18 protein-coding genes and 1 pseudogene are annotated in these 21479 nt (G+C 65.6%); 12 read left to right on the plus strand and 7 right to left on the minus strand.

Annotated elements, in window-relative coordinates; genetic code table 11:
* Positions 1-82 precede the first annotated feature (82 nt).
* From secF to M0765_RS07740, 4 genes are all read right to left on the minus strand, one after another.
* Positions 83-1042 carry a protein translocase subunit SecF gene (secF, locus tag M0765_RS07725; protein ID WP_258502931.1) on the minus strand — a complete coding sequence of 320 codons (960 nt, stop codon included), beginning with the start codon at positions 1040-1042 and terminating at the stop codon, positions 83-85.
* An 18-nt stretch (positions 1043-1060) separates the two neighbouring features.
* Positions 1061-2944: a protein translocase subunit SecD gene (secD, locus tag M0765_RS07730; RefSeq protein WP_258502932.1), complete on the minus strand. Its 1884-nt coding sequence runs from the start codon at positions 2942-2944 to the stop codon at positions 1061-1063.
* Between the two features lie 84 nt (positions 2945-3028).
* Complete coding sequence (gene yajC, locus M0765_RS07735; RefSeq protein WP_126748582.1) at positions 3029-3361, minus strand: preprotein translocase subunit YajC; 333 nt, start codon at positions 3359-3361, stop codon at positions 3029-3031.
* A 257-nt stretch (positions 3362-3618) separates the two neighbouring features.
* Positions 3619-7227 (minus strand): indolepyruvate ferredoxin oxidoreductase family protein, encoded by a 3609-nt coding sequence (locus tag M0765_RS07740; protein ID WP_258502934.1) that lies wholly within the window; start codon positions 7225-7227, stop codon positions 3619-3621.
* Positions 7228-7406: 179 nt separating this feature from the next.
* Between M0765_RS07740 and M0765_RS07745 the strand changes: the two are divergent.
* From M0765_RS07745 to M0765_RS07800, 12 genes and pseudogenes are all read left to right on the plus strand, one after another.
* Positions 7407-7882, plus strand: a pseudogene (locus M0765_RS07745) (Lrp/AsnC family transcriptional regulator).
* 76 nt (positions 7883-7958) lie between these two features.
* A complete protein-coding gene (locus M0765_RS07750; RefSeq protein ID WP_258502935.1) occupies positions 7959-8717 on the plus strand; it encodes a basic amino acid ABC transporter substrate-binding protein in 759 nt (252 codons plus the stop codon).
* Between the two features lie 38 nt (positions 8718-8755).
* Complete coding sequence (locus M0765_RS07755; protein ID WP_157616379.1) at positions 8756-9526, plus strand: amino acid ABC transporter permease; 771 nt, start codon at positions 8756-8758, stop codon at positions 9524-9526.
* A 115-nt stretch (positions 9527-9641) separates the two neighbouring features.
* Complete coding sequence (locus M0765_RS07760) at positions 9642-11171, plus strand: MFS transporter (RefSeq protein WP_258508176.1); 1530 nt, start codon at positions 9642-9644, stop codon at positions 11169-11171.
* A gap of 146 nt (positions 11172-11317) precedes the next feature.
* Positions 11318-12139 carry a creatininase family protein gene (locus M0765_RS07765; protein ID WP_258502936.1) on the plus strand — a complete coding sequence of 274 codons (822 nt, stop codon included), beginning with the start codon at positions 11318-11320 and terminating at the stop codon, positions 12137-12139.
* Positions 12136-12924, plus strand: coding sequence for an ABC transporter ATP-binding protein (locus tag M0765_RS07770; protein ID WP_431769290.1), 789 nt, complete (start codon positions 12136-12138; stop codon positions 12922-12924). The genes M0765_RS07765 and M0765_RS07770 overlap by 4 nt, the downstream gene beginning before the upstream one ends.
* Positions 12908-13801: an ABC transporter permease gene (locus M0765_RS07775; RefSeq protein WP_258502937.1), complete on the plus strand. Its 894-nt coding sequence runs from the start codon at positions 12908-12910 to the stop codon at positions 13799-13801. The genes M0765_RS07770 and M0765_RS07775 overlap by 17 nt, the downstream gene beginning before the upstream one ends.
* Before the next feature lie 4 nt (positions 13802-13805).
* On the plus strand, positions 13806-15173 hold the full coding sequence (locus M0765_RS07780; protein WP_258502938.1) for an FAD-binding oxidoreductase: 1368 nt from the start codon (positions 13806-13808) through the stop codon (positions 15171-15173).
* A 400-nt stretch (positions 15174-15573) separates the two neighbouring features.
* Complete coding sequence (locus tag M0765_RS07785) at positions 15574-16602, plus strand: ABC transporter substrate-binding protein (protein WP_258502939.1); 1029 nt, start codon at positions 15574-15576, stop codon at positions 16600-16602.
* Positions 16603-16746: 144 nt separating this feature from the next.
* The gene (locus M0765_RS07790; protein WP_258502940.1) at positions 16747-17337 is read left to right on the plus strand and encodes an NAD(P)H-dependent oxidoreductase; all 591 of its coding nucleotides are present in this window, start codon (positions 16747-16749) and stop codon (positions 17335-17337) included.
* Between the two features lie 17 nt (positions 17338-17354).
* On the plus strand, positions 17355-18326 hold the full coding sequence (locus tag M0765_RS07795; protein WP_258502941.1) for a PDR/VanB family oxidoreductase: 972 nt from the start codon (positions 17355-17357) through the stop codon (positions 18324-18326).
* Positions 18323-18994 carry a TetR family transcriptional regulator C-terminal domain-containing protein gene (locus M0765_RS07800; RefSeq protein ID WP_258502942.1) on the plus strand — a complete coding sequence of 224 codons (672 nt, stop codon included), beginning with the start codon at positions 18323-18325 and terminating at the stop codon, positions 18992-18994. Before M0765_RS07795 ends, M0765_RS07800 begins: the two co-directional genes overlap by 4 nt.
* Here the strand turns inward: M0765_RS07800 and M0765_RS07805 are convergent.
* The 3 genes from M0765_RS07805 to otnI are packed head-to-tail and all read right to left on the minus strand — an operon-like array spanning position 18987 to position 21474.
* Positions 18987-19466: a RidA family protein gene (locus M0765_RS07805; RefSeq protein WP_258502944.1), complete on the minus strand. Its 480-nt coding sequence runs from the start codon at positions 19464-19466 to the stop codon at positions 18987-18989. The genes M0765_RS07800 and M0765_RS07805 overlap by 8 nt on opposite strands.
* Positions 19463-20659, minus strand: a complete 1197-nt coding sequence (locus M0765_RS07810) for an amidohydrolase family protein (RefSeq protein ID WP_258502945.1) — start codon at positions 20657-20659, stop codon at positions 19463-19465. Before M0765_RS07810 ends, M0765_RS07805 begins: the two co-directional genes overlap by 4 nt.
* Complete coding sequence (gene otnI, locus M0765_RS07815; protein ID WP_258502947.1) at positions 20656-21474, minus strand: 2-oxo-tetronate isomerase; 819 nt, start codon at positions 21472-21474, stop codon at positions 20656-20658. The genes M0765_RS07810 and otnI overlap by 4 nt, the downstream gene beginning before the upstream one ends.
* Positions 21475-21479 lie beyond the last annotated feature (5 nt).

Consider the following 21479-nt stretch of genomic DNA (forward strand, 5'->3'; position numbering starts at 1 on the left):
GGGAAAAGCAACTGCACAAGTGTGCATCAGCTTCCTTGCAGTTGCTGACTTCCCGCGGCACTTTCGTTCGGATCCGGTGCCGTCAGACCACGGCGCCGGCGTTCGGGTCGTCCTCGGAATCGCCGTCGCGCTTGACCGGGGTGCCCTTGATCAGGTCTTCGCGCTTGATGCCGAGCCACATGGCGATGGCCGCCGCCACGAAGCACGATGAGTAGATGCCGAAGCAGATGCCGATGGTCAGTGCCAGGGCAAAGTAGTGCAGCGTCGGGCCGCCGAAGAAGAACATCGAGAGCACCACCAGCTGCGTCGAGCCGTGCGTGATGATGGTCCGGCTGATGGTCGAGGTGATCGCGTTGTCGATGATCCCCACCGTGCTCATCTTGCGGTAGCGGCGGAAATTCTCGCGCACCCGGTCGAAGATTACGACCGACTCGTTCACCGAATACCCCAGCACCGCGAGCACCGCCGCCAGCACCGCAAGCGAGAACTCCCACTGGAAGAAAGCGAAAAATCCCAGGATGATGACCACGTCGTGCAGGTTGGCCAGCACGGTGGCCACCGCGAACTTCCATTCGAAGCGCACCGCCAAGTAGATCATGATGCCGATCACCACCATGCCGAGCGCTTTCAGCCCGTTGGTGGTGAGCTCGTCGCCCACCTGCGGCCCGACGACTTCCAAGCCGCGCTGCGTGGCCGAGGGGTCGACCGACTTGAGCGCCTGCATGACCTGCGCGCTTTGCTGGTCGGAGCTCATGCCCTTTTGCGCCGGCAGGCGGATCTGCACGTCGCGCGACGTGCCGTAGCTCTGCACTTGCACGTCCGGATAGCCGAGCTTGCTGACGGCCTCGCGCACCTTGCCGATGTCGGCGGACTGCTGGTAGGCCACCTCCATCACGGTGCCGCCCGTGAACTCCACCGACAGGTGCAGCCCGCGATGCAGCAGGAAGAACACCGCCAGCGCGAAGGTGGCAAAGGAAATGATGTTCAGCACCAGTGCATGGCGCATGAACGGGATGGTCTTGTGGATGCGGAAGAATTCCATGGCGCTTGTCCTTGACCTTTACTTGCCGTCAGCCACGGCGGTGCCGTCGGTCTTGGGCCGCCACACGGTGCCGATCGACACCGACTTGAGCTTTTTCTTGTTGCCGTACCAGAAGTTCACGAGACCGCGCGAGAAGAACACGGCGGAGAACATCGAGGTGACGATGCCGATGCAGTGCACCACCGCAAAGCCGCGGACAGGGCCCGAGCCGAAGGCCAGCAACGCAATGCCGGCGATCAGCGTGGTCACGTTGGAGTCCAGAATCGTGCCCCAGGCGCGGTCGTAGCCGGCATGAATGGCGGCCTGCGCCGAGGCGCCGTTGCGCAGCTCTTCGCGCACGCGCTCGTTGATCAGCACGTTGGAGTCGATCGCCACACCGATGGCCAGCGCCATGGCCGCAATGCCGGGCAGCGTGAGCGTGGCTTGCAGCATCGAGAGAATGGCCACCAGCAGCATCAGGTTGACGGCCAGCGCAATCGACGAGAACAGGCCGAACAGCGCATAGTAGGCGCACATGAACACCATGATGGCCAGGAAGCCATACATCACGCTCTTGAAGCCCTTTTCGATGTTGTCGGCGCCCAGGCTTGGGCCGATGGTCCGTTCCTGGATGATTTCCATCGGCGCGGCCAACGAGCCGGCGCGCAGCAGCAGCGCGAGGTCGGCCGCTTCGGCCACCGTCATCGAGCCCGAAATCTGGAAGCGGTTGCCGAGCTCGCCGTTGATCGAAGGGGCCGTGAGCACTTCGCCCTTGCCCTTTTCGAAGATCAGCATGGCCATGCGCTTCTTGTAGTTCTCGCGGCTCACGTCGCGCATGATCCGGCCGCCCTTGGCGTCCATGGTCAGGTCGACCTTCGGCTGGTTGCTCTGCTGGTCGAAGCCGGGCTGCGCGTCGGTGAGGCTTTCGCCGGTGACGAGCACCTGCTTCTTCACGATCACCGGGCGGCCGTTGCGCTCGAAGAATTTCTCGGAGCCGAAGGGCACCGGTCCGCCGCTCAGCTCGGCCGCGCGGCCCTCGGCGCTTTCGTCGACCAGGCGCATTTCGAGCGTAGCGGTGCGGCCCAGGATGTCCTTGGCCTTGGCCGTGTCCTGCACGCCGGGCAACTGCACCACGATGCGGTCCAGGCCCTGCTGCTGGATCACCGGCTCGGCCACGCCGAGTTCGTTGATCCGGTTGTGCAGCGTGGTGATGTTCTGCTTGAGCGCCGCGTCCTGGAGCCGGCGCGCGGCCTCGGGCTTGATGGTGGCGGTGAGGCGCCAGTTCGCGCCGTCTTGCGCTTCGGTGGTCGCGAGATCGGGGAACTGGTCCTGGATGAGCTGCTTGGCCGTTTGCAGCGCCGCCGCGTCGCGGAACGAGACCTCGATGGTCTGGCCGTTGCGGTTCACCGAGGTGCCGCGAATGCCCTTGTCGCGGAAGGTGGTGCGCAGGTCACCCGCGAACGACTCGGCCTTCTTGTCGATGGCGCCCTTCATGTCGACCTGCAGCAAGAAGTCGACGCCGCCGCGCAAGTCGAGGCCCAGATACATCGGGAACGCGTGCAGCGACGTGAGCCACGCCGGGGAACGCGAAACCAGGTTCAGCGCCACCACGTAGGGCGGGTCGGACGCATCGGGCACCAGCGTGCGCTGCAGAACGTCGCGCGCCTTCAGCTGCTCGTCGGGCGTGGCGAAGCGCGCGCGCAGCGAGCCGCCTTCGAGCGTGAGCAGGTCGGGCGTGAGCCCGGCTGTTTTCAGCGCCTCCTCGACCCGGCCCTGGGTAGCGGCGTCGACCTTGACGGTCGACTTGGCCGCGGACACCTGCACGGCAGGCGCCTCGCCGAAGAAATTGGGCAGGGAATAGATCAACCCCACAAGCAGCACGATCACGATGATCGCGTACTTCCAGACCGGATAACGGTTCATGAGAGAGCGCTTTTCAGAAACGAAACACGGCGTGACTTGAGGCCTTGCTCCACAAAGCGCAAGGCCGGGCCACGCATTTATTGCTTACTTGACGGCGCCCTTGGGCAAGACCTGGACCACAGCGCTGCGCTGGATCTTGATCTCCACGCCATTGGCGATCTCGAGGCCGAGGTACTGGTCGCCGAGCGAAGTGATCTTGCCGAGCACGCCGCCGGCCGTGGCCACCTCGTCACCCTTGGCGAGCGCCTCGATCATGGCGCGGGCTTCTTTCTGGCGCTTCATTTGCGGGCGGATCATCACGAAATACAGCACCACGAACATCAGCACCAGGGGCAGCATGCTCCCGAGCGAGGACAACATGTCGCCACCGCCGGAAGCAGCGGGCGCGGTTTGGGCGAAAGCAGAGGAAATGAACAAGAGAGTCTCCAGCAGAGAGAAGAGGAATGTCAGAAGCGCGGAACGGGCCCGCGGTTCCGCGGCCCCGTGGAAAAGGCCGCGAGTCAGAGCGTGAAGCGGCATCGGCCGCGCACAGCAGCGGGCATTGTATTCGTGGCAATGCCCCGCTCCGCGCGCTTATCCGGCGCGCCGGGCAGGGCTTTCCAGGGCTTGGGGCGCGCGTCTGGCGCTATCTTTTCGGGAGCACAGTACAGCCGGAGGCCGGCTGCTCCCAAGAATCAGGCCGCCACGCGCTGCGCCGTCTGCGGGTTGCGCCACTTGGCGAGCAGTTCGCTCCAGCGGGTGCGCGCGGCAGCCAGGTTGCGCTCCTTCACATGGCCGTAGCCGCGAATCTGCTCGGGCAGGCTGGCAATCTCCAGCGCCAGCGCGTGGTTCTCGGCGCGGAGGCCGGCAATCACCTCTTCGATGCTCGCGCGGTATTCGCCGATGAGCGCGCGCTCGGTCTTGCGCTCTTCGGTGCGGCCGAAGATGTCCAGGGCCGTGCCGCGCAGGCCCTTGAGCCGGGCCAGCAGCCTGAAGCCGGAGAGCATCCACGGGCCGAATTGCTGCTTCTGCAGCTCGCCCTTGGTGTTCTTCTTGGCGATGATGGGCGGGGCGAGGTGGTAGTTGAGCTTGAAGTCCTTGCCCATCTCGCCCTCGAACATGCCTTCCACCCGGTCCAGGAAGCTGCGGTCGGTGTGCAGGCGCGCCACTTCGTACTCGTCCTTGTACGCCATCAGCTTGAACAGGTAGCGGGCGACCGTTTCGGTCAGCGCGGTCTTGCCCAGCGCCGATTCAGCCTGCTGCACCTTGCCCACGAACTGACGGTATTCGTCGGCATAGGCCGCGTTCTGGTAGCCCGTCAGAAATTCAGCCCGGCGCGCCACCAGGCTTTCAACGGTTTCGCGCTTCTTGAACTCGATGACCTGGCCGGGGCGCACACGCTTTTGCAGCGCGCCCGGGTTGGCGGCCGCCTGGCGGCCCCAGGCGAAGGCGGTCTTGTTGTTCTCGACCGCCACGGCGTTGAGTTCGATGGCGCGCAACAGCGACTCGAGCGCCAGCGGGATCCAGCCCTTTTGCCAGGCAAAGCCCAGCAGCATCGGGTTGGCGTAGAGGCTGTCGCCCATCAGCGTGGTGGCGGCAGCGTCCGCGTCGAAGGTGCCGAGCGCATCGGTGCCCACGACGCGTGCGATCTGGTTCGCGCAGTCGTCTTGCGGATTGACCCAGTTGGCGTTGCGCACGAAGGCGGCCGTCGGCGTGCTGTGCGTGTTGAGCGCCACGTGCGTGCGCCCTTCGCGCATGCGCGCCAGGGTTTCGGCGTTGACGGCCACCAGTGGATCGGCCGCCAGAATGAGGTCGGCCGCGGCGGTGCCGACGCGCGTGGTGCGAATCGCGTCCTGCGATTCGCCGATGAGCGCATGGCTCCACGTGGCGCCGCCCTTTTGTGCAAGGCCCGCCGCGTCCTGCGTGACGATGCCCTTGCCCTCGATGTGCGCCGCCATGCCCAGCAACTGGCCAATGGTGATGACGCCCGTGCCGCCCACACCGGCCACCACGATGCCCCACACCTGGTCACGCGCCAGCACCGGCACGGCCGGGTCGGGCAGCGGGCCGAGTTCGAGCGGCGTATCGGCCTTGTTCTTCGCCTTCTTCTTGAGCTGGCCGCCTTCGACGGTGACGAAGCTCGGGCAGAAACCCTTGAGGCAGCTCATGTCCTTGTTGCAGCTGCTCTGGTTGACGGTGCGCTTGCGGCCGAATTCGGTTTCGAGCGGCTCCACCGACAGGCAGTTGCTCTTCACGCTGCAGTCGCCGCAGCCTTCGCAGACCAGGTCGTTGATGACCACGCGCTTGGCCGGATCGACGGCCGTGCCCCGCTTGCGGCGGCGGCGCTTTTCGGTGGCGCAAGTCTGGTCGTAGATGATGGCAGTGGTGCCCGGAATGGCGCGGAACTCGCGCTGGATGTCGTCCAGCAGGTCGCGGTGCTTCACCTCGACGTGGTCGCCGGGGATGTTCACGCCCTCGTACTTCTCGGGCTCGTCGGTCACGATGACGACCTTCTTCGCGCCTTCGGCATGCAGGCTTTCGGCAATCTGCAGCACCGAGTGGCCCTCGGGCCGCTCGCCGACCTGCTGGCCGCCGGTCATGGCCACGGCGTCGTTGTAGAGAATCTTGTAGGTGATGTTCACGCCCGCCGCGATGCTCTGGCGAATGGCCAGCAGGCCGCTGTGGAAATACGTGCCGTCGCCCAGGTTCGCGAAGATGTGCTGGTCGGTGGTGAAGGGCTGCTGGCCCACCCATGGCACGCCCTCGCCGCCCATTTGCGTGAAGCCGATGGTGGAGCGGTCCATCCAGGTGGCCATGAAGTGGCAGCCGATGCCGCCCATGGCGCGCGAGCCCTCGGGCACCACCGTGCTGGTGTTGTGCGGGCAGCCCGAGCAGAACCACGGCTGGCGGTCGGCGCCTTGCACGCCGCCCACCTTGAGCGCTTCCATCGAGCGCTCCTTGGCTTCGAGGATGGCGATCTGCGCATCGATGCGCGCATGCATGTCGGCGCCGGCCTGATCCAGGATCCCGAGCTTGCGCAGGCGCTGGGCAATGGCCTTGGCGATGAGCGCGGGGTTCAGGTCGGCATTTGCGCGCAGCAGCGTGTTGGCGGTGGGGTTGGGCATGGCCCATTCGCCGCCCGAGAAATCGCCGTCGAGCTCGTTGAACTTGCCGAGCACGTTGGGCCGAACGTCGGCGCGCCAGTTGTAGAGCTCTTCCTTCAGCTGGTATTCGATGACCTGGCGCTTCTCCTCGACCACCAGGATTTCCTGCAGGCCGGTGGCAAAGTCGCGCGTGAGCTGCGCCTCCAGGGGCCACACCACCCCCACCTTGTGCAGCCTGATGCCCAACTGGCGGCAGGTGGCGTCGTCCAGGCCGAGGTCGATCAACGCCTGCCGTGTGTCGTTGTAGGCCTTGCCGCTGGCCATGATGCCGAAGCGATCGTTCGGGCCTTCGATCACGTTGTGGTTGAGCCGATTGGCGCGGATGTAGGCCAGCGCGGCGTACCACTTGTAGTGCATGAGGCGCGCCTCTTGCTCGAGCGCATGGTCGGGCCAGCGGATGTGCAGGCCGCCGGGCGGCATCTGGAAATCGGTGGGAATGACGATCTCGACGCGATCCGGATCGATCATGGCCGTGGCGCTCGACTCGACGATTTCCTGGATCGTCTTCATGCCCGACCAGACGCCCGAGAAGCGGCTCATCGCAAAGGCGTGAATGCCCAGGTCCAATATTTCCTGCACATTGGCCGGAAAGAACACCGGCGTGCCGCAGGCCTTGAAGATGTGGTCGCTCTGGTGCGCGGCCGTGCTGCTCTTGGAAATGTGGTCGTCGCCTGCCACCGCAATCACGCCGCCCCATTCGGTGGTGCCGGCCATGTTGGCGTGCTTGAAGACGTCGGAGCAGCGGTCCACGCCCGGGCCCTTGCCGTACCAGATGCCGAAGACGCCGTCGAACTTGTTGGTGCCCGCGGGCGAGAAGCCCAGTTGCTGGGTGCCCCAGAGCGCCGTGGCGGCAAGCTCTTCATTCACGCCGGGCTGGAAGACGATGTTCTGTTCCTTCAGGAACTTGCTGGCCTTCCACAGCGCCTGGTCATAGCCGCCGAGCGGAGAGCCGCGATAGCCGCTGATGAAGCCCGCGGTGTTCTTGCCGGCCTGCTTGTCGCGCAGCCGCTGCAGCATGGGCAGCTTGACCAGCGCCTGCACCCCGCTCATGAAGGCCCGGCCGTAGTCGAGGCTGTATTTGTCGTCGAGCGTGACGGTTTCCAGCGCCTTGCGGATGTGCTCGGGCAGCGGTGCGTTCATGTTTGTCTGTCTCCGTGTGGCAGGGCCTTGTGGGCCTGGCTGATGGGTGTGGGTCTGTGCCCGGGTCGGGCGCGAGCCCATGATCACGCAAAGTGTATGCCGGGGCCAGCGACAGGTGTTTGCGTTCTTCGCCTCAAAAAAACGCCTTTTAGAAAGAATCTTGCTTAATATCGGTACTTATGGAAAGCATTGACAAGTTCGACCTTGCAATCCTGCAAGAACTGCAGGCCGATGGCCGCCTGACGAATGCCGAGCTTGCGCAGCGCGTAGGCCTTTCGGCCGCACCCTGCTGGCGCCGGGTGCGCGCGCTGGAAGAAGCCGGCTTCATCAAGGGCTACCACGCCGAGATCGACCGCCACAAGATCGGGCTTGGCGTGCTCGCTTTCGTGCGCGTGGACACCGAACGTGTGACCCACGACGCCACGCAGCAACTCGAGGACGCCATCCGCAAGCTGCCCGAGGTGGTGGCCTGCCACTACATCAGCGGCACCGGCACCTTCGAGCTGCAGGTGGTGGCGCAGGACCTGGACAGCTTCTCGGCCTTCGCGCGGCGCCACCTGATGAACCTGCCCAACGTGAAAGACCTGCACACCAGCTTCTCGCTGGGGAGGTGAAGGCCAGCAGCGCCTGGCCGCTCGGGCACTTGGCACGCTAGCTGCAACCTAGAATTCCCGCCCACCCCATACATATAGATGCCGCCAGCTGGCGGAACAAGAGGAAGAGGACCCCGCATGAACTCCATCCGCCGCGCCCTGGCGCTCGGCCTTGCCGCCGCCACGCTCGCCTTCGGCGCCCAGGCACAGAACCGCGAACTCACCGTGGCCTCCAGCGCCACCTACGCGCCCTTCGCCTTCGAGAACAAGGACAAGCAGATCGTCGGCTTCGACATCGACATCATCAACGCCATTGCCAAGCAGCAGGGCCTGAGGATCAAGGTGGTCAACACGCCGTTCACCGGCATCTTCGGCGCGCTCAACAACGGCGACGTCGACCTGGTGATTTCGGGCGTGACCATCAACGACAAGCGCAAGCAGAGCTACGACTTCACGCCGCCCTACTTTGCGGCGCGACAGCTCATCGCACTGCCCAAGAGCAGCACGGTCGCGTCGCTGAAGGATCTTGCCGGCAAGAAGATTGCCGTGGTGAGCGCCTCCACCGCCGACGACATCGCCTCGCGCGAGTTCGGCAAGACCAGCCCCAACATCCGCCGCTTCGAGAGCACGCCGCTCATCATTTCGGAGCTGGCCGGCGGCGGCGTCGATGCCGCCATGGGCGACAACGGCGTGATCGCCTACCGCGTGGCGCAGAACCCCGAACTCAAGACCATCGACGACAAGTCCTTCCCTGAAGAGGGCTTCGGCATCGTGGTGAAGAAGGGCGACAAGGCGCTGCTCGACAAGCTCACGGCCGGCCTGGCCGCCATTCGCGCCGACGGCAGCTACAACACGATCTACAAGAAGTGGTTCAGCAAGGACCCGAACGCCCGATGAGCAGCAGCACGTCCGGCCCGGGCGCAAGGGAGCACTAGATGGAACAGCCGATCCTGTTGTTCGGATGGTTCCGCTGGGACATCCTGGTCGAATACAAAGACCTGTTCTGGCAAGGCGCCTGGATGACGCTGCGCATGACGGTGGTGTGCGTGCTGCTGGGCGCAAGCTGGGGCCTGTGCCTGGCGCTGGCGCGGCTCGCGCAGCCGCGTCATGCGCCCTGGACGTGGGTTGCGCGGTTCTTCCTGCGCTGGCCGGCCACGGTGTACGTGAGCTTCTTTCGCGGCACGCCGCTCTTCGTGCAGATCCTGCTGATCCACTTCGCGGTGATGCCGGTGTTCATTCACCCGAGCACGGGCCTCCTGATCGACGGCGACCTGGCGCGCACGCTCAAGCAGGAACACGGCGCGCTCATTTCGGGCGTGGTGGCGCTCACGCTCAATTCGGCGGCCTACATCTCCGAAGTGTTCCGCGCCGGCATCCAGTCGATTTCGCGCGGACAGTTCGATGCGGGCCGGTCGATCGGTTTCACGCCCGCGCAGGTCATGCGCTACGTGGTGCTGCCGCAGGCCTTCCGCCGCATGCTGCCGCCGTTGGGCAACAACGCAATCGCCTTGCTCAAAGACACGTCGCTGGTCTCGGCCATCGGCCTGGCCGAACTGGCCTACGCCGCACGCACGGTGGCCGGCGCCTATGCGCGCTACTGGGAGCCGTACCTTGCGATTTCGGTGGTGTACTGGGTGATGACGCTGGTGCTCACCACGATGCTGCGGCGGCTCGAACACCGCCTGGCGCGCAGCGACAGGGGATAGGCACAATCGGGCGACATGCCACCGATTTCCCCCGAAGAAACACCCGTTCCCCCCGGCGCGGCCGCAGCCGCCGAAGTTCGCGGCGCTGGAGCCGCTCAAGCTGCCCGTGTTCCGCATGTTGTGGAGCACCTGGCTCATCGCCAACATCTGCATGTGGATGAGCGACGTGGCGGCGGCGTGGATGATGACTTCGCTGACCACCTCGCCCATCTGGGTGGCGCTGGTGCAGTCGGCCTCCACCTTGCCGGTGTTCCTGCTGGGCCTGCCCAGCGGGGCATTGGCCGACATCCTCGACCGCCGGCGCTGGCTCGTGGCCACGCAGTTCTGGCTGGCGGGAACGGCCATCGTGCTGTGCGCGGCCATTGCGCTGGACATGATGACCGCGCCGCTCTTGCTGGCGCTCACTTTCGCCAACGGCATCGGCCTGGCGCTGCGCTGGCCGGTGTTCTCGGCCATCGTGCCCGAGCTGGTGCCGCGGCCGCAGCTGCCGGCGGCGCTGGGCCTGAACGGCATTGCCATGAACGCGTCGCGCATCATCGGCCCGCTCACGGCCGGCATGCTGATTGCCAGCGCGGGCAGCGTCTGGGTGTTTGCGCTCAACGCGGTGCTGTCGGTGGCCTCGGGCTTCGTGGTGCTGCGCTGGCGGCGCGAGCACAAGCCCAATCCGCTGGGGCGCGAGCGGCTCATCAGTGCCATGCGCGTGGGCGTGCAGTTCGTCTGGCAGTCGCAGCGCATGCGGGCCGTGCTCTCGCGAATCACCATCTTCTTCTTTCATTCGACCGCGCTGCTGGCGCTGCTGCCGCTCCTGGCGCGCAACCTCGAGGGCGGCGGCGCCGGCACCTTCACGCTGCTGCTGGCGGCCATGGGCTCGGGCGCGATCGTCGCTGTGCTGTTCCTGCCGCGGCTGCGTCAGGCGCTGGGGCGCGACCAGCTGGTGCTGCGCGGCACGGTGCTGCAATCGCTTGCCACCGCGGTCATGGCCTTTGCGCCCAACGCGTGGGTGGCGGTGCCTGCCATGTTCTTCGGCGGCATGGCCTGGATCACGGTGGCCAATTCGCTCTCGGTGTCGGCCCAGCTCGCGCTGCCCGACTGGGTGCGCGCGCGCGGCATGTCGACCTACCAGATGGCCATCATGGGCGCGAGCGCGATCGGCGCGGCCCTTTGGGGTCAGGTAGCCACCGTGACCAACCTGCGCTCCAGCCTCGAAATTGCCGCGGTGAGCGGCACGCTGCTGATGCTGGCGGCGCTGCGCTGGGTGACCGACGTCTCGGGCGAAGAAGCCGACATGAGCCCCGCGCAGGCCGGCTGGGCGGCGGGCCCGCCGGCGGAAAAGCCCGAAGAAAACGGCCGAGTGGTCATCACCATCGAATACATGATCGATCCCGCACGCGCGGCGGCCTTCCACCTGGTGATGCACCAGACCCGCCGCGCGCGGCTCGGCCAGGGCGCCATCGGCTGGGAACTGCTGCACGACATCTCGGAGCCCGGCCGCTACGTGGAAGAGATCGTCGACGAAAGCTGGACCGACCACCTGCGCCGCTTCAACCGCGCCACGGCCGCCGACATGGCCTTGCGCGAACGGCGGCTGGCGTTTCACATCGGCGAGTCGCCGCCCGTGGTGACGCGCTACGTGGTGAAGCGCTGAATCAGACCGGGCGCTCAGGTTTGCAGCAATTGGTTTTACGGGCGATCGGCCTGTCTGGGTAACTACCGATCCATGTTTTTTTGACCGATTGGATAATTTAGACCATCATCCCGCCCTGATTGCCCGTCACCACGAGGTACGCCACGATGAACCCGGTCCCCCTGCGCAGCCGCTTCTGGTCCGACCTGACCAGCGAAGAGTTCTCCCGCCTCGACCGTGAACGGCTCATTGCCGTGCTGCCGGTGGGCGCCACCGAACAGCACGGCCCCCATCTGCCGATGTCGACCGACACGGCCACCATCGACGGCATGGTGCGCGCCACCCTCCCGCACCTGCCCGACGACCTGCCGGTGCTGTTTCTCCCCACCGTGCCCTACGGCAAGAGCAACGAGCATTCGCGCTACCCCGGCACGCTCACCGTGTCCGCGAACACGCTGATTTCGCTGTGGAAAGACATCGGTGCCTGCGTTGCGAAGGCCGGGGTGCGCAAGCTGGTGCTCTACAACAGCCACGGCGGCCAGATGAGCGTGATGGACATCGTCGCGCGCGACCTGCGCGAGGAGCACGACATGATGGTCGTGGCCGCCAACTGGTACACGCTCGGTTTGCCCGAAGGGCTTTTCACCGCGCACGAGGGCAAGCACGGCATTCACGCGGGTGACCTCGAAAGCTCCGTGATGCTGCACCTCACGCCCAACTACGTGCGGAAGGACCAGTTCCAGAACTTCAGCTCGATGACCGAGCAGTTGGCCGCCGAAAACAAGTTTCTCTCCATCACGCCCAGCGGCAAGCTCGGCTGGCAGATGCACGACATCAACCCTTCGGGCGCCGCCGGCGATGCCACGCGCGCCACTGCCGAGAAGGGCGCCGCGGTGCTCGACCACGTGGGCCGGCGCTTCGTCGAACTGCTGCACGAGGTCGACCGCTTTCCGCTCTCGCGCCTTGCCAACGAGCCCGCCTGGAAATGAGCTCCACCGCCACCCCGCCGCTGGTCAGCCTGCGCCACGTCAGCAAGCGTTTTGCCAACGGCACGCTCGCGCTTCAGGGCATGACGCTCGACATCGGCGAGCACGACTTCATCAGCTTTCTCGGCCCGTCGGGCTGCGGCAAGAGCACCGCGCTTCGGTTGATTGCCGGGCTCACCCGGCTCAGCTCGGGCGACATGCATTGGTCGGGCGCCAACACCGGAAAGACGCAAAGCGACCGCGACCTGGGCTTCGTGTTCCAGGAGCCCACGCTCATGCCCTGGGCCAAGGTGTTCGACAACGTGTGGCTGCCGCTCAAACTGGCCGGCATGAGCCGCGATGCGGCCGCGCCGGTGGTGCAGCAGGTGCTGGAGATGGTCGGCCTTTCGCGCTTCGCCGACGTGTACCCGCGCGAGCTTTCAGGCGGCATGAAGATGCGCGTGTCGATTGCGCGCGCACTGGTCACGCATCCACGCCTGTTGCTGATGGACGAGCCCTTTGCCGCGCTCGACGAAATGACGCGCATCAAGCTCAACAACGACCTGCTTGCGATCTGGCGCGAGCACCGCTTCTCGGTGGTGTTCGTCACGCACAGCGTGTACGAGTCGGTGTACCTCTCCAATCGCATCGTGGTGATGGCCGCGCGCCCCGGCCGCGTGATCGACGAAATCCGTATCGACGAACCGTATCCGCGGGGCGAAGAGTTCCGCACCTCGAGCCGCTACAACGCGCACTGCACGGCGGTGTCGCAATCCCTTCACGGAGCGCTGCATGACGTCGATCACTGAGCCCGTGGTGCCGCCGGCTGAGGTGGCGGTGAACCCGGCCGACGCGGCACCGTCGGAAGCGATGCTGCGCGCGCATGAAGACAGGCTGCGCCGCCGCGACTCGATGCTGCGCATCGTGGTACCGGCCGCCATCGTCATTGCGCTGCTGCTGGCATGGGAATGGATGGTGCGCGCCAACAACATTCCGCACTACATATTGCCCGCGCCCTCGCTCATCCTGCGCACGCTGTTCGACAACTGGGCGTCGCTTTCGAGTGCGCTGTGGTTCACGGTCAAGCTCACGCTGCTGGCGCTGGCCGCGGCCATCGTTGGCGGTGTGCTGCTGGCCATTGCGTTCGCACTCTTCAAGTGGGTGGAGATCGGCCTTTTCCCTATCGCCGTGATCCTGCAGGTGACGCCGATCATTGCGATTGCGCCGCTGATATTGATCTATGTGTCCAGCACCACCGCGGCGTTGCTGTTGTGCGCGTGGATCGTGGCTTTCTTTCCCATCCTGTCGAACACCGTCGTCGGCCTGAAAAGCGCCGACAGCAATCTGCGCGACCTGTTCCAGCTCTACAAGGCCTCGCCCTGGCAGACCTTCCGCTACCTGCTCGCGCCCAGCGCGCTGCCTTACTTCATGGCGGGCCTGAAGATTGCCGGCGGACTGAGCCTGATCGGCGCGGTGGTGGCGGAATTCACGGCCGGCACGGCGGGCAAGGAAACCGGGCTGGCTTCGCGCATTCTCGAATCGAGCTTTCGCACCGAGATCCCGATGATGTTCGCGGCGCTGCTGCTGGTGTCCCTGCTCGGCATCGTGATCTTCATTGTGTTCGCTGCGTTGTCGCGCCTTGTGCTCGGGCATTGGCACGAGAGCGAAATGCGCCGTGAACGCTAGCACCATGGCAGCAGCGCAAGTCGACTGGAGCGCCCTGCATGCGGACCTGCGCGGGCTCAACGTCATTACCGCGCCAAACCAACGCAAGCAGCTGTCGAAAGACTTCTACTGGTACAGCCCCATCCTCACCGCGCAGCTCGCGGGCTGCGTGGCAGACCTCGTCGTGAAGGTCAGCACCGAGGACGACGTGCGCCAGGCCGCGGCCGTGGCCGCCAAGTGGAAGCTGCCGCTCACCGTGCGCGCCGGCGGCACCGGCAACTACGGCCAGTGCGTGCCGCTGGAAGGCGGCATCGTGCTCGACGTGACGCAGATGTGCCGCGTGCTCGACATCCAGCCGGGCCGCATGCGCGTGGAGGCCGGTGCGCGCATGCACGACATCGATCTTGCCGCGCGCGAAACCGGGCAGGCGCTGCGCATGTGGCCCTCGACTTGGCATGTGGCCACTATCGGCGGCTTCATCGCGGGCGGCTTCGGCGGTATCGGCTCCTTCCGCCACGGCATCCTTCGCGACCCGGGCAACCTGCTGCGCGCGCGCGTGATGACGGTGGAGCGCGAGCCGCGCACCATCGAGCTGCACGGCGACGAAATCCAGCAGGTGCACCACGCCTACGGCACCAACGGCGTGATCCTCGACGTGGAGGTGGCGCTAAACCCGGCAGTCGAATGGGTGCACTGCACGGTGCTGTTCGACACATACCGCGGCGCACTCGACTTCGGCATTGCCGCGCAGGCGCCGACGCTGGACATCTTCTTGCTCTCGACCGTCGAAGCGCGCTTTTCGCCCTACTACACGGCGATGCGCGACCGCTTCCCAAGCAACCGGCATGCGGTTTTCACCATGGTCTCGCCCGAATCGATGGCGGATTTCCGCGCGCTGGCCAATACGCACGGCGGCACGATCTCTGTCGCCGGCACGGAGGCCGAGCTGCTCGCCGACGGTCTGCCGCCCGCCTATGAATGCGCGTTCAACCACACCACCCTGCAGGCGCTGAAGGCCGACCGCGGCTGGACGTACCTGCAAGTCGCCTACGCCCAACCATTCGACCCGGCAGTTGTCGAGCGCCATCTGCAAATCTTCGGTGACGACGTTCTGCAGCACCAGGACTTTGCACGCGCCGGCGGCGAATGCGGCACCTTCGGCATCCTGCTGGTGCGATGGAAGGGCGAGGCCCACCAGTACGAAGTGATTCGCGAGATCGAATCGCAGGGCGGCTGCCAGATCTTCAATCCGCATGTGTTCACCATCGAGGACGGCGGAATGAAGACCATCGACACGCAGCAGATCGAGTTCAAGAAGCGCAGCGATCCTATGGGTTTGATGAACCCTGGAAAGACGCGCGGCTGGACTTCAGATATGGCTGTGGAGCGCTGAGATGACGTCGTGCTTTGTCGTTCGTTGGGTTGGCTTTCGGGGCTGCTGTTCGGGGCGCGCACCCGCCGACGGGGTACCTTTCTCCGCGAATGTCCCCCGGCCTGCGGCCTCCTCCTTTATTTCGCTGCGCAAGGCACCCCATCAGCGGGTGCGTTATCCAGAGCAGTCGTTGATCAGCGGTACACCAGCAGCGTGCCCCAGTGCACAGGGCATCGGGTGCTCCGCGCAGCGAAATAAAGGAGGAGGGCGAAGCCCGGGGACATTCGCGGAGGGGAGTACCCGGTGGCCTTTGCACAAGCCCTGAACAGCAGCGCCAAGTTCCGCGCGCCAAAAGTTTGTTCCCTCACACGCCCGCTGACATGAAAATCCCCCGCAGCATTCAACCCAGGAGTCCACTGCCATGCGCGTTCCCGCTCTGACCATCCGTCCGCTTGCTCTAGCCCTTGCCCTCGCGGCCGCTGCCTTCGCCGCACAGGCGCAGGAAAAAGTGGTGTTTGCCACCAACTGGAAAGCACAGGCCGGCCACGGCGGCTTCTACCAGGCACTGGTGGACGGCACCTACAAGAAATACGGCCTCGACGTCGATATTCAGCAGGGCGGCCCCATGGTCAACAACCGGCCGATGCTGCCGGCCGGCAAGGTCGACTTTCTGATGACCGGCAACCTACTGCAGTCCTTCGACAACGTGAAGAACGGCGTGCCCACCGTCGTGGTTGCGGCCTTCTTCCAGAAAGATCCGCAGGCCATGTTTGCGCACCCGGGCCAGGGCTTCGACACCTTCAAGGACATGGCCAAGGCCCCCGTCGCCTTCATCGGCAAGGACGGCCAGTTCAGCTTCTGGCAGTGGATGAAGTCGGAGCACGGCTTCAAGGATTCGCAGCTCAAGCCCTACACCTTCAACGTGGGCCCGTTCCTGGCCGACAAGAAGTCTATTCAGCAAGGCTACGCCATCTCGGAGCCGCTGTCGATCAAGGCGCAGGCCGGCTTCGACCCCGTGGTGCAGCTGCTGGCCGACAACGGCTTTTCGACCTACTCGACCACCATCGAAACGCGCGCCGACCTCGTCAAGACCAAGCCCGAAACCGTGCGCAAGTTTGTCGAGGCCTCGATCATCGGCTGGAACAATTATCTCTACGGCGACAACAAGGCAGCCAACGAGATGATCGCCAAGATCAATCCCGACTCGCCCGTGGCCGCATCGCAGGGCTCCATCGAACTCATGAAGAAGATGGGCATCGTCGACAGCGGCGAATCGCTCACCAAGGGCATTGGCGCGATGGACGAAGCACGTGTGAAGGACTTCTACGACAAGATGGTGAAGGCCGGTTTGTACAAGCCCGGCGAGATCGACCTTTCGAAGGTCGTGACCACGCAGTTCGTCAACAAGGGCGTCGGGCTCGACGTCCGAAAGAAGCTCGCCGGCAAGTAACCGGCACGCTTTTCTCTCGCGGGCCGCGCGGGGCTTGCGCCGGGGTCAGATGCCGGCGCCTGGGTTGCCATAAGGCACTGCGCGGCTCTTTGCTCCCTGGGCTCTGACCCCGTCTCGCCGACAGGCGAACCGGCCCTCTCTTTCATGAAAACGCTCGTCGTCCACTGCCATCCGAACCCTGAGAGCTTCAACCACGCGCTCTACCGCACGGCCCTTGCGGCGCTGGAGCCGCGGCACCCCGTCAAGGCCATCGATCTGTACGCCGAGGGCTTCGACCCGACGCTGACGCGCGAAGAGCGCATCGCCTACTTGGACAACCCCGAACTCATCCGCGAACGCGTGAAGCCCCATGTCGAAGCGCTGCTGTGGGCTGAGCACCTGGTGTTCGTCTACCCCACCTGGTTTCATGGACCGCCGTCCATGCTCAAGGGCTGGCTCGAGCGCGTGTGGCTGCCGGGCGTTGCATTCCTGCCCGCGGAGCGCAAGGGGCAGGTCGCAAAGTCGGGCATGCGGCACATCCGGCGGCTGACGGTCGTGACCACGGGCGGCTCGCCGCGCTGGTTCGTGATGCTCATCGGCGACCCGGGCCGGCGGCTCTTCACGCGCGCGCTGCGGGCGCTTTTTGCATGGCGCTGCAAGGTCACGTGGCTGCAGCTGCACGACATGAACGCCGTCACCGAACGCGACCGCATCCATTTCATCGAACGCGTGTCGCGCAAGCTGCAGAGCATCTAGCCAGGGAGACACACACCATGAGCCTTGAACGCATGCTCACCGTCCGCGTCGAACGCATCTCGCGGCAGACGCCGGAAATTCTGGCTTTCGAGCTGGCGCATCCGTGGGGCCGTGGACTGCCGGGCTATGAAGCCGGCGCGCACATCGATGTGTTCATGCCCGGGGGCTTCTCGCGCCAATACTCGCTGGCGCGATGGTCTTCCGATGCGCCGTCGAATGCCGCCTCGTACGTGATCGGCGTGAAGCGCGAGGCCCAAAGCCGCGGCGGCTCGGCCTCGATGCACGAGCGCGTGCGCGAGGGCGACCTGCTGGCCATCAGCGCGCCGCGCAACACCTTTCCGCTGCGCGAAGCGGCAACGCGGCACTTGCTGCTGGCCGGCGGTATCGGCATGACGCCGCTGCTGGCCATGGCCCAAGCGCTTGCGGCACGCGGCGCCAACTTCACCCTGTGCGTGTTCGCGCGCAGCGAAGAGCACCTGGCCTTTGCAGACGCACTGCATTCGCCGACGCTCGCACCGCACCTGCGGCTGCACCTGGACCAGGGCGATGCCACGCAGCGCATCGACCTGCGTGCGCTGCTGGCCGAGCGTGCACCCGGCACGCACCTCTACGTCTGCGGTCCCGGCGGCTTCATGAAGGCGGTGCGCGAAGCGGCTGCGCACTGGCCCGAAGACGCGCTGCACGCCGAATACTTCGCCGCGCCGGCCGATGCGAACACCAGCACCGGCCTGCCCTTCACGCTGAAGCTCGCGCAGCGCGGCATCACGGTGCCGGTTGCAGCCGACCAGACCGCCGTCGATGCGCTGCATGAGGTCGGCATCGACATTCCGGTGTCGTGCCAGCAGGGCCTGTGCGGCACCTGCGTGGTCGAAGGCGACGGCGACGGCGCGGAGCACCGCGATTTCTGCCTCACGGGCACCGAGCGCCGCACGAAAGTGGCCTTGTGCTGCTCGCGCGCCAAGGGCCAGGAACTGGTACTGCAGCTGTGAATGCGCGGCCCGCAATCGGCACTACCGACGAAAGCATCGGCGAGGCGCCCGCCACGCGCGGCCGTTCGCGCAAGTACACCCAAGTGCTCGGGCTCATCAACCAGGCCGCCATCGAGGTGTTTGCCAGCGAAGGGCTGGCCGGCGCATCCACCCAGGCGATTGCCGACAAGGCTGGGCTTTCGAAGGCGCAGCTGCACTACTACATCGAGAGCAAGGAAGCGCTGTACCGCCAGATCCTGCAGGACATTCTCAACGACTGGATCGTGGTGTTCGGCTTTGCGGACGAGGCCTTCGGCCCGCGCAAGGTGCTGGGCGACCTGATCCACCGGAAGATGGTGTTCTCGTTCGAGCACCCGCTGCGCTCGCGTATTTTTACGGCCGAGATGATGCACGGCGCCCCCGTGCTCAACAGCATGATGAACACGAGCAAGCAGCGCACCGACCAGGCCGCCGCCGTGATCCAGAACTGGATGAACCAGGGCCTGATGGACAAGGCCGACCCGATGCTGGTGCTGTTCCACATCTGGGCCGTGACGCAGTTCTATGCCGACCACGCCACGCAGGCCGCGTATTTCCGCAACGTTGCGCAAGACGGCGACGACAGGGACCGGCGCTACCTGATCGAGCAGGTGACCGAGTTCCTGCTGAAGGGCGCGGGCGTCAAATAGGCCGGTGCTGCGGGAGGTACATGGTGGCTTCCACTTCCACCAGCACTTCGTCGCCCGGCAGGAAGCGCGACACCTCGACCACCGTGCTCACCGGCGGCTCGCCCGGATAGAAAAGCCCGCGCACGCGGTTGTAGAACGCATAGTGCGGCAGGTGCCGAAAGTACTGCACCAGCTTGACCACGTCTTCCATGGTGCCGCCGTGCTCGGCGGCAATCTGGCGAATGCGTTCGAGCACGAACCAGCTCTGCGCCACGATGGGCGCCTCGAAGATGTCGACCGACATCTGCCCCGTGGCATAGCCCACGCCCTGCAAGGCCGTGCGGGCTTCTTCGGGAATGGCGTCGTAGCCGGCCACGGCGCGTCGCGTGGCCGGATCGACCGCGACCACGCCGCTCATGAAGACGAAATCGCCCACGCGCTTGGCGGCGGCGTAGTTGGCCATTGGCTTGCCCATACTCGTCGTGCTTTTCATTGTGTTTGCTCCAGAATTTGACCGGCACGGATCACGGTGCGTTGGCGCCCGCGCGGGCCGATGAGTTCATGCTCAGCGATGGCCGCGAGCAGCACCAGGTCGGCGGGGCAGCCCGGCGCAATGCGTCCGTCCCACGCAAGGCCGAGCGCCTTCGCGGGGCTGACCGTGATCGCGTCGAACCATTCGCCCGCGGGCGCGAGGTGCGCCATTTGCACGCCAAGGCCGAAGGTCTCGAGAAGATCGTAGCTGCCATAGGGATAGAAGGCGTCCTGCACGTTGTCCGTTGCCAGGCTCACACGCAAGCCCCGTGCCGCCGCCTCGTGGATGCGCGTGATGCCGCGCTGCACAGGCGTGTGGTCCCAGGCGCCCTGAAGGTAGAGGTTGGTGGTCGGCAGCGAAACGATGTGAAGACCCGCGCCGGCGCACAGTGCCAGCGTTTCGTTGGCCATCGCATCGTCCTGCATGGCCAACGAGCAGCAGTGGCCGCAGACCACGCCGTGCCGGAACTCGCGCGCGCGCATCAGCTGCGCAATGCTGCGCAAGCCGCTCGCGTCGGCGTCGAGGCCTTCGTCGACATGAAAGTCGAGACCCAGGCCGTGGTCTTGCGCGAGGTCGAAGACGCGGCCCAGCTTGTGCACCAGGCCTTCGTTGCGATAAACGAAAGCGCCCAGCGTGCCGCCCGCACGTTTGACCTCGCGCGCGATGCGCTCGCCGGCGGCAAGGTCCGCAAACAGATCCAGCGGAGTGAGAGAAACAAACTGCAGCTCGATGCGCCCGCGCCATTCTTGCCGCAAGGCTTCGAACACCGCGAGTGCGGCCGGCGGATCGGCCTGCACCCAGTCGATGTGCGTGCGCAGCGCGCGCGTACCCGATTGCCAGGCGTCCTGCAGCGCGCGCTCCATGCGCGGGTGCAGCGCTTCGCCGGTCCAGCCCGCGCGGTGCTTGTCCATGCGCTCGATGGCCGCGAACAGGTTGCCCTCGGCCGCGCCGACTTCCTGCACGGTGTAGTTCTTGTCGATGTGCGCGTGCGCTTCGACCAGCGCACTCAGCAAGATGCCGCGCGCGCCCGACTGCGATGCGCTCGGCACGACGGCCTGCACGCGATCGCCGGCCAACGTCACGTCGAACACCTGCGCATCGCCCGCGGCAAAGCCCCGCAGCCGCGTCGGAATGCGCACGGACTCGAGCTTCATGTGCGCTGTTGCAATGCCCGCAGCCAGCCCAGGCCGGCCGAAGTGCCGCCGGGTTCCATGCCGCGGCTGGGCCGGTATTCGCAGCCGATCCAGCCCTGCCAGCCGCACTGCGCCGAGACTTCGTCGATCAGGTCGAACAGGTATGGATAGTTCTGCTCGCCGATGTCGGGCTCGTGGCGCTCTGGAACGCCGGCAATCTGGATGTGGCCCACGCGGCCGGTCGGCAGGTACTTTCGGATCTTCATGGCCACGTCGCCCTCGACGATCTGGCAGTGGTACAGGTCCATCTGCACCTTGAGGTTGGGCGCGCCCACCATGTCGACGATTTCGTGCGCGTGGTCTTGTCGGTTCAGAAAGAAGCGCGGAATGTCGCGCGTGTTGATCGGCTCGATCAGCACGTCGCGGCCGGCCTTGGCGGCCTCGGCGGCGGCCCAGCGCAGGTTGTCCACGTACACGGGCTGCACGGCCTCGCGCTCCAGGCCTTCAGGCACCAGGCCCGCCATGATGTGGATGCGCGGGCAGCCGAGAGCCGCGGCGTAGTCGATGGCCTTGGCCATGCCTTCGCGAAACTCGGCGTCGCGGCCCGGCAGGCAGGCAAGGCCCCGCTCGCCGCCGTCCCAGTTGCCCGGAGGGCCGTTGAAGAGCACCTGCTGCAAGCCGTTGTGCTTCAGGCGCGCAGCAATCTCGTTGCGGTCGAAGGCATAAGGGAACAGATATTCGACGGCCTTGAAGCCATCTTTCGAGGCGGCTTCGAAGCGGTCAAGAAAGTCGAGCTCCGGATAGAGCATCGAGAGGTTGGCGGCAAATTGAGGCATGGGGT

It is taken from the genome of Variovorax sp. S12S4 (assembly GCF_023195515.1).
Classification (GTDB): domain Bacteria; phylum Pseudomonadota; class Gammaproteobacteria; order Burkholderiales; family Burkholderiaceae_C; genus Variovorax.

Bases quoted from the DNA above. Each gene is read 5' to 3' on its own strand.
- secF (WP_258502931.1), bottom strand. From the start codon at position 1,042: ATGGAATTCTTCCGCATCCACAAGACCATCCCGTTCATGCGCCATGCA.
- secD (WP_258502932.1), bottom strand. From the start codon at position 2,944: ATGAACCGTTATCCGGTCTGGAAGTACGCGATCATCGTGATCGTGCTG.
- M0765_RS07740 (WP_258502934.1), bottom strand. From the start codon at position 7,227: ATGAACGCACCGCTGCCCGAGCACATCCGCAAGGCGCTGGAAACCGTC.
- M0765_RS07750 (WP_258502935.1), top strand. From the start codon at position 7,959: ATGAACTCCATCCGCCGCGCCCTGGCGCTCGGCCTTGCCGCCGCCACG.
- M0765_RS07755 (WP_157616379.1), top strand. From the start codon at position 8,756: ATGGAACAGCCGATCCTGTTGTTCGGATGGTTCCGCTGGGACATCCTG.
- M0765_RS07760 (WP_258508176.1), top strand. From the start codon at position 9,642: ATGTTGTGGAGCACCTGGCTCATCGCCAACATCTGCATGTGGATGAGC.
- M0765_RS07765 (WP_258502936.1), top strand. From the start codon at position 11,318: ATGAACCCGGTCCCCCTGCGCAGCCGCTTCTGGTCCGACCTGACCAGC.
- M0765_RS07770 (WP_431769290.1), top strand. From the start codon at position 12,136: ATGAGCTCCACCGCCACCCCGCCGCTGGTCAGCCTGCGCCACGTCAGC.
- M0765_RS07775 (WP_258502937.1), top strand. From the start codon at position 12,908: ATGACGTCGATCACTGAGCCCGTGGTGCCGCCGGCTGAGGTGGCGGTG.
- M0765_RS07780 (WP_258502938.1), top strand. From the start codon at position 13,806: ATGGCAGCAGCGCAAGTCGACTGGAGCGCCCTGCATGCGGACCTGCGC.
- M0765_RS07785 (WP_258502939.1), top strand. From the start codon at position 15,574: ATGCGCGTTCCCGCTCTGACCATCCGTCCGCTTGCTCTAGCCCTTGCC.
- M0765_RS07790 (WP_258502940.1), top strand. From the start codon at position 16,747: ATGAAAACGCTCGTCGTCCACTGCCATCCGAACCCTGAGAGCTTCAAC.
- M0765_RS07795 (WP_258502941.1), top strand. From the start codon at position 17,355: ATGAGCCTTGAACGCATGCTCACCGTCCGCGTCGAACGCATCTCGCGG.
- M0765_RS07805 (WP_258502944.1), bottom strand. From the start codon at position 19,466: ATGAAAAGCACGACGAGTATGGGCAAGCCAATGGCCAACTACGCCGCC.
- M0765_RS07810 (WP_258502945.1), bottom strand. From the start codon at position 20,659: ATGAAGCTCGAGTCCGTGCGCATTCCGACGCGGCTGCGGGGCTTTGCC.
- otnI (WP_258502947.1), bottom strand. From the start codon at position 21,474: ATGCCTCAATTTGCCGCCAACCTCTCGATGCTCTATCCGGAGCTCGAC.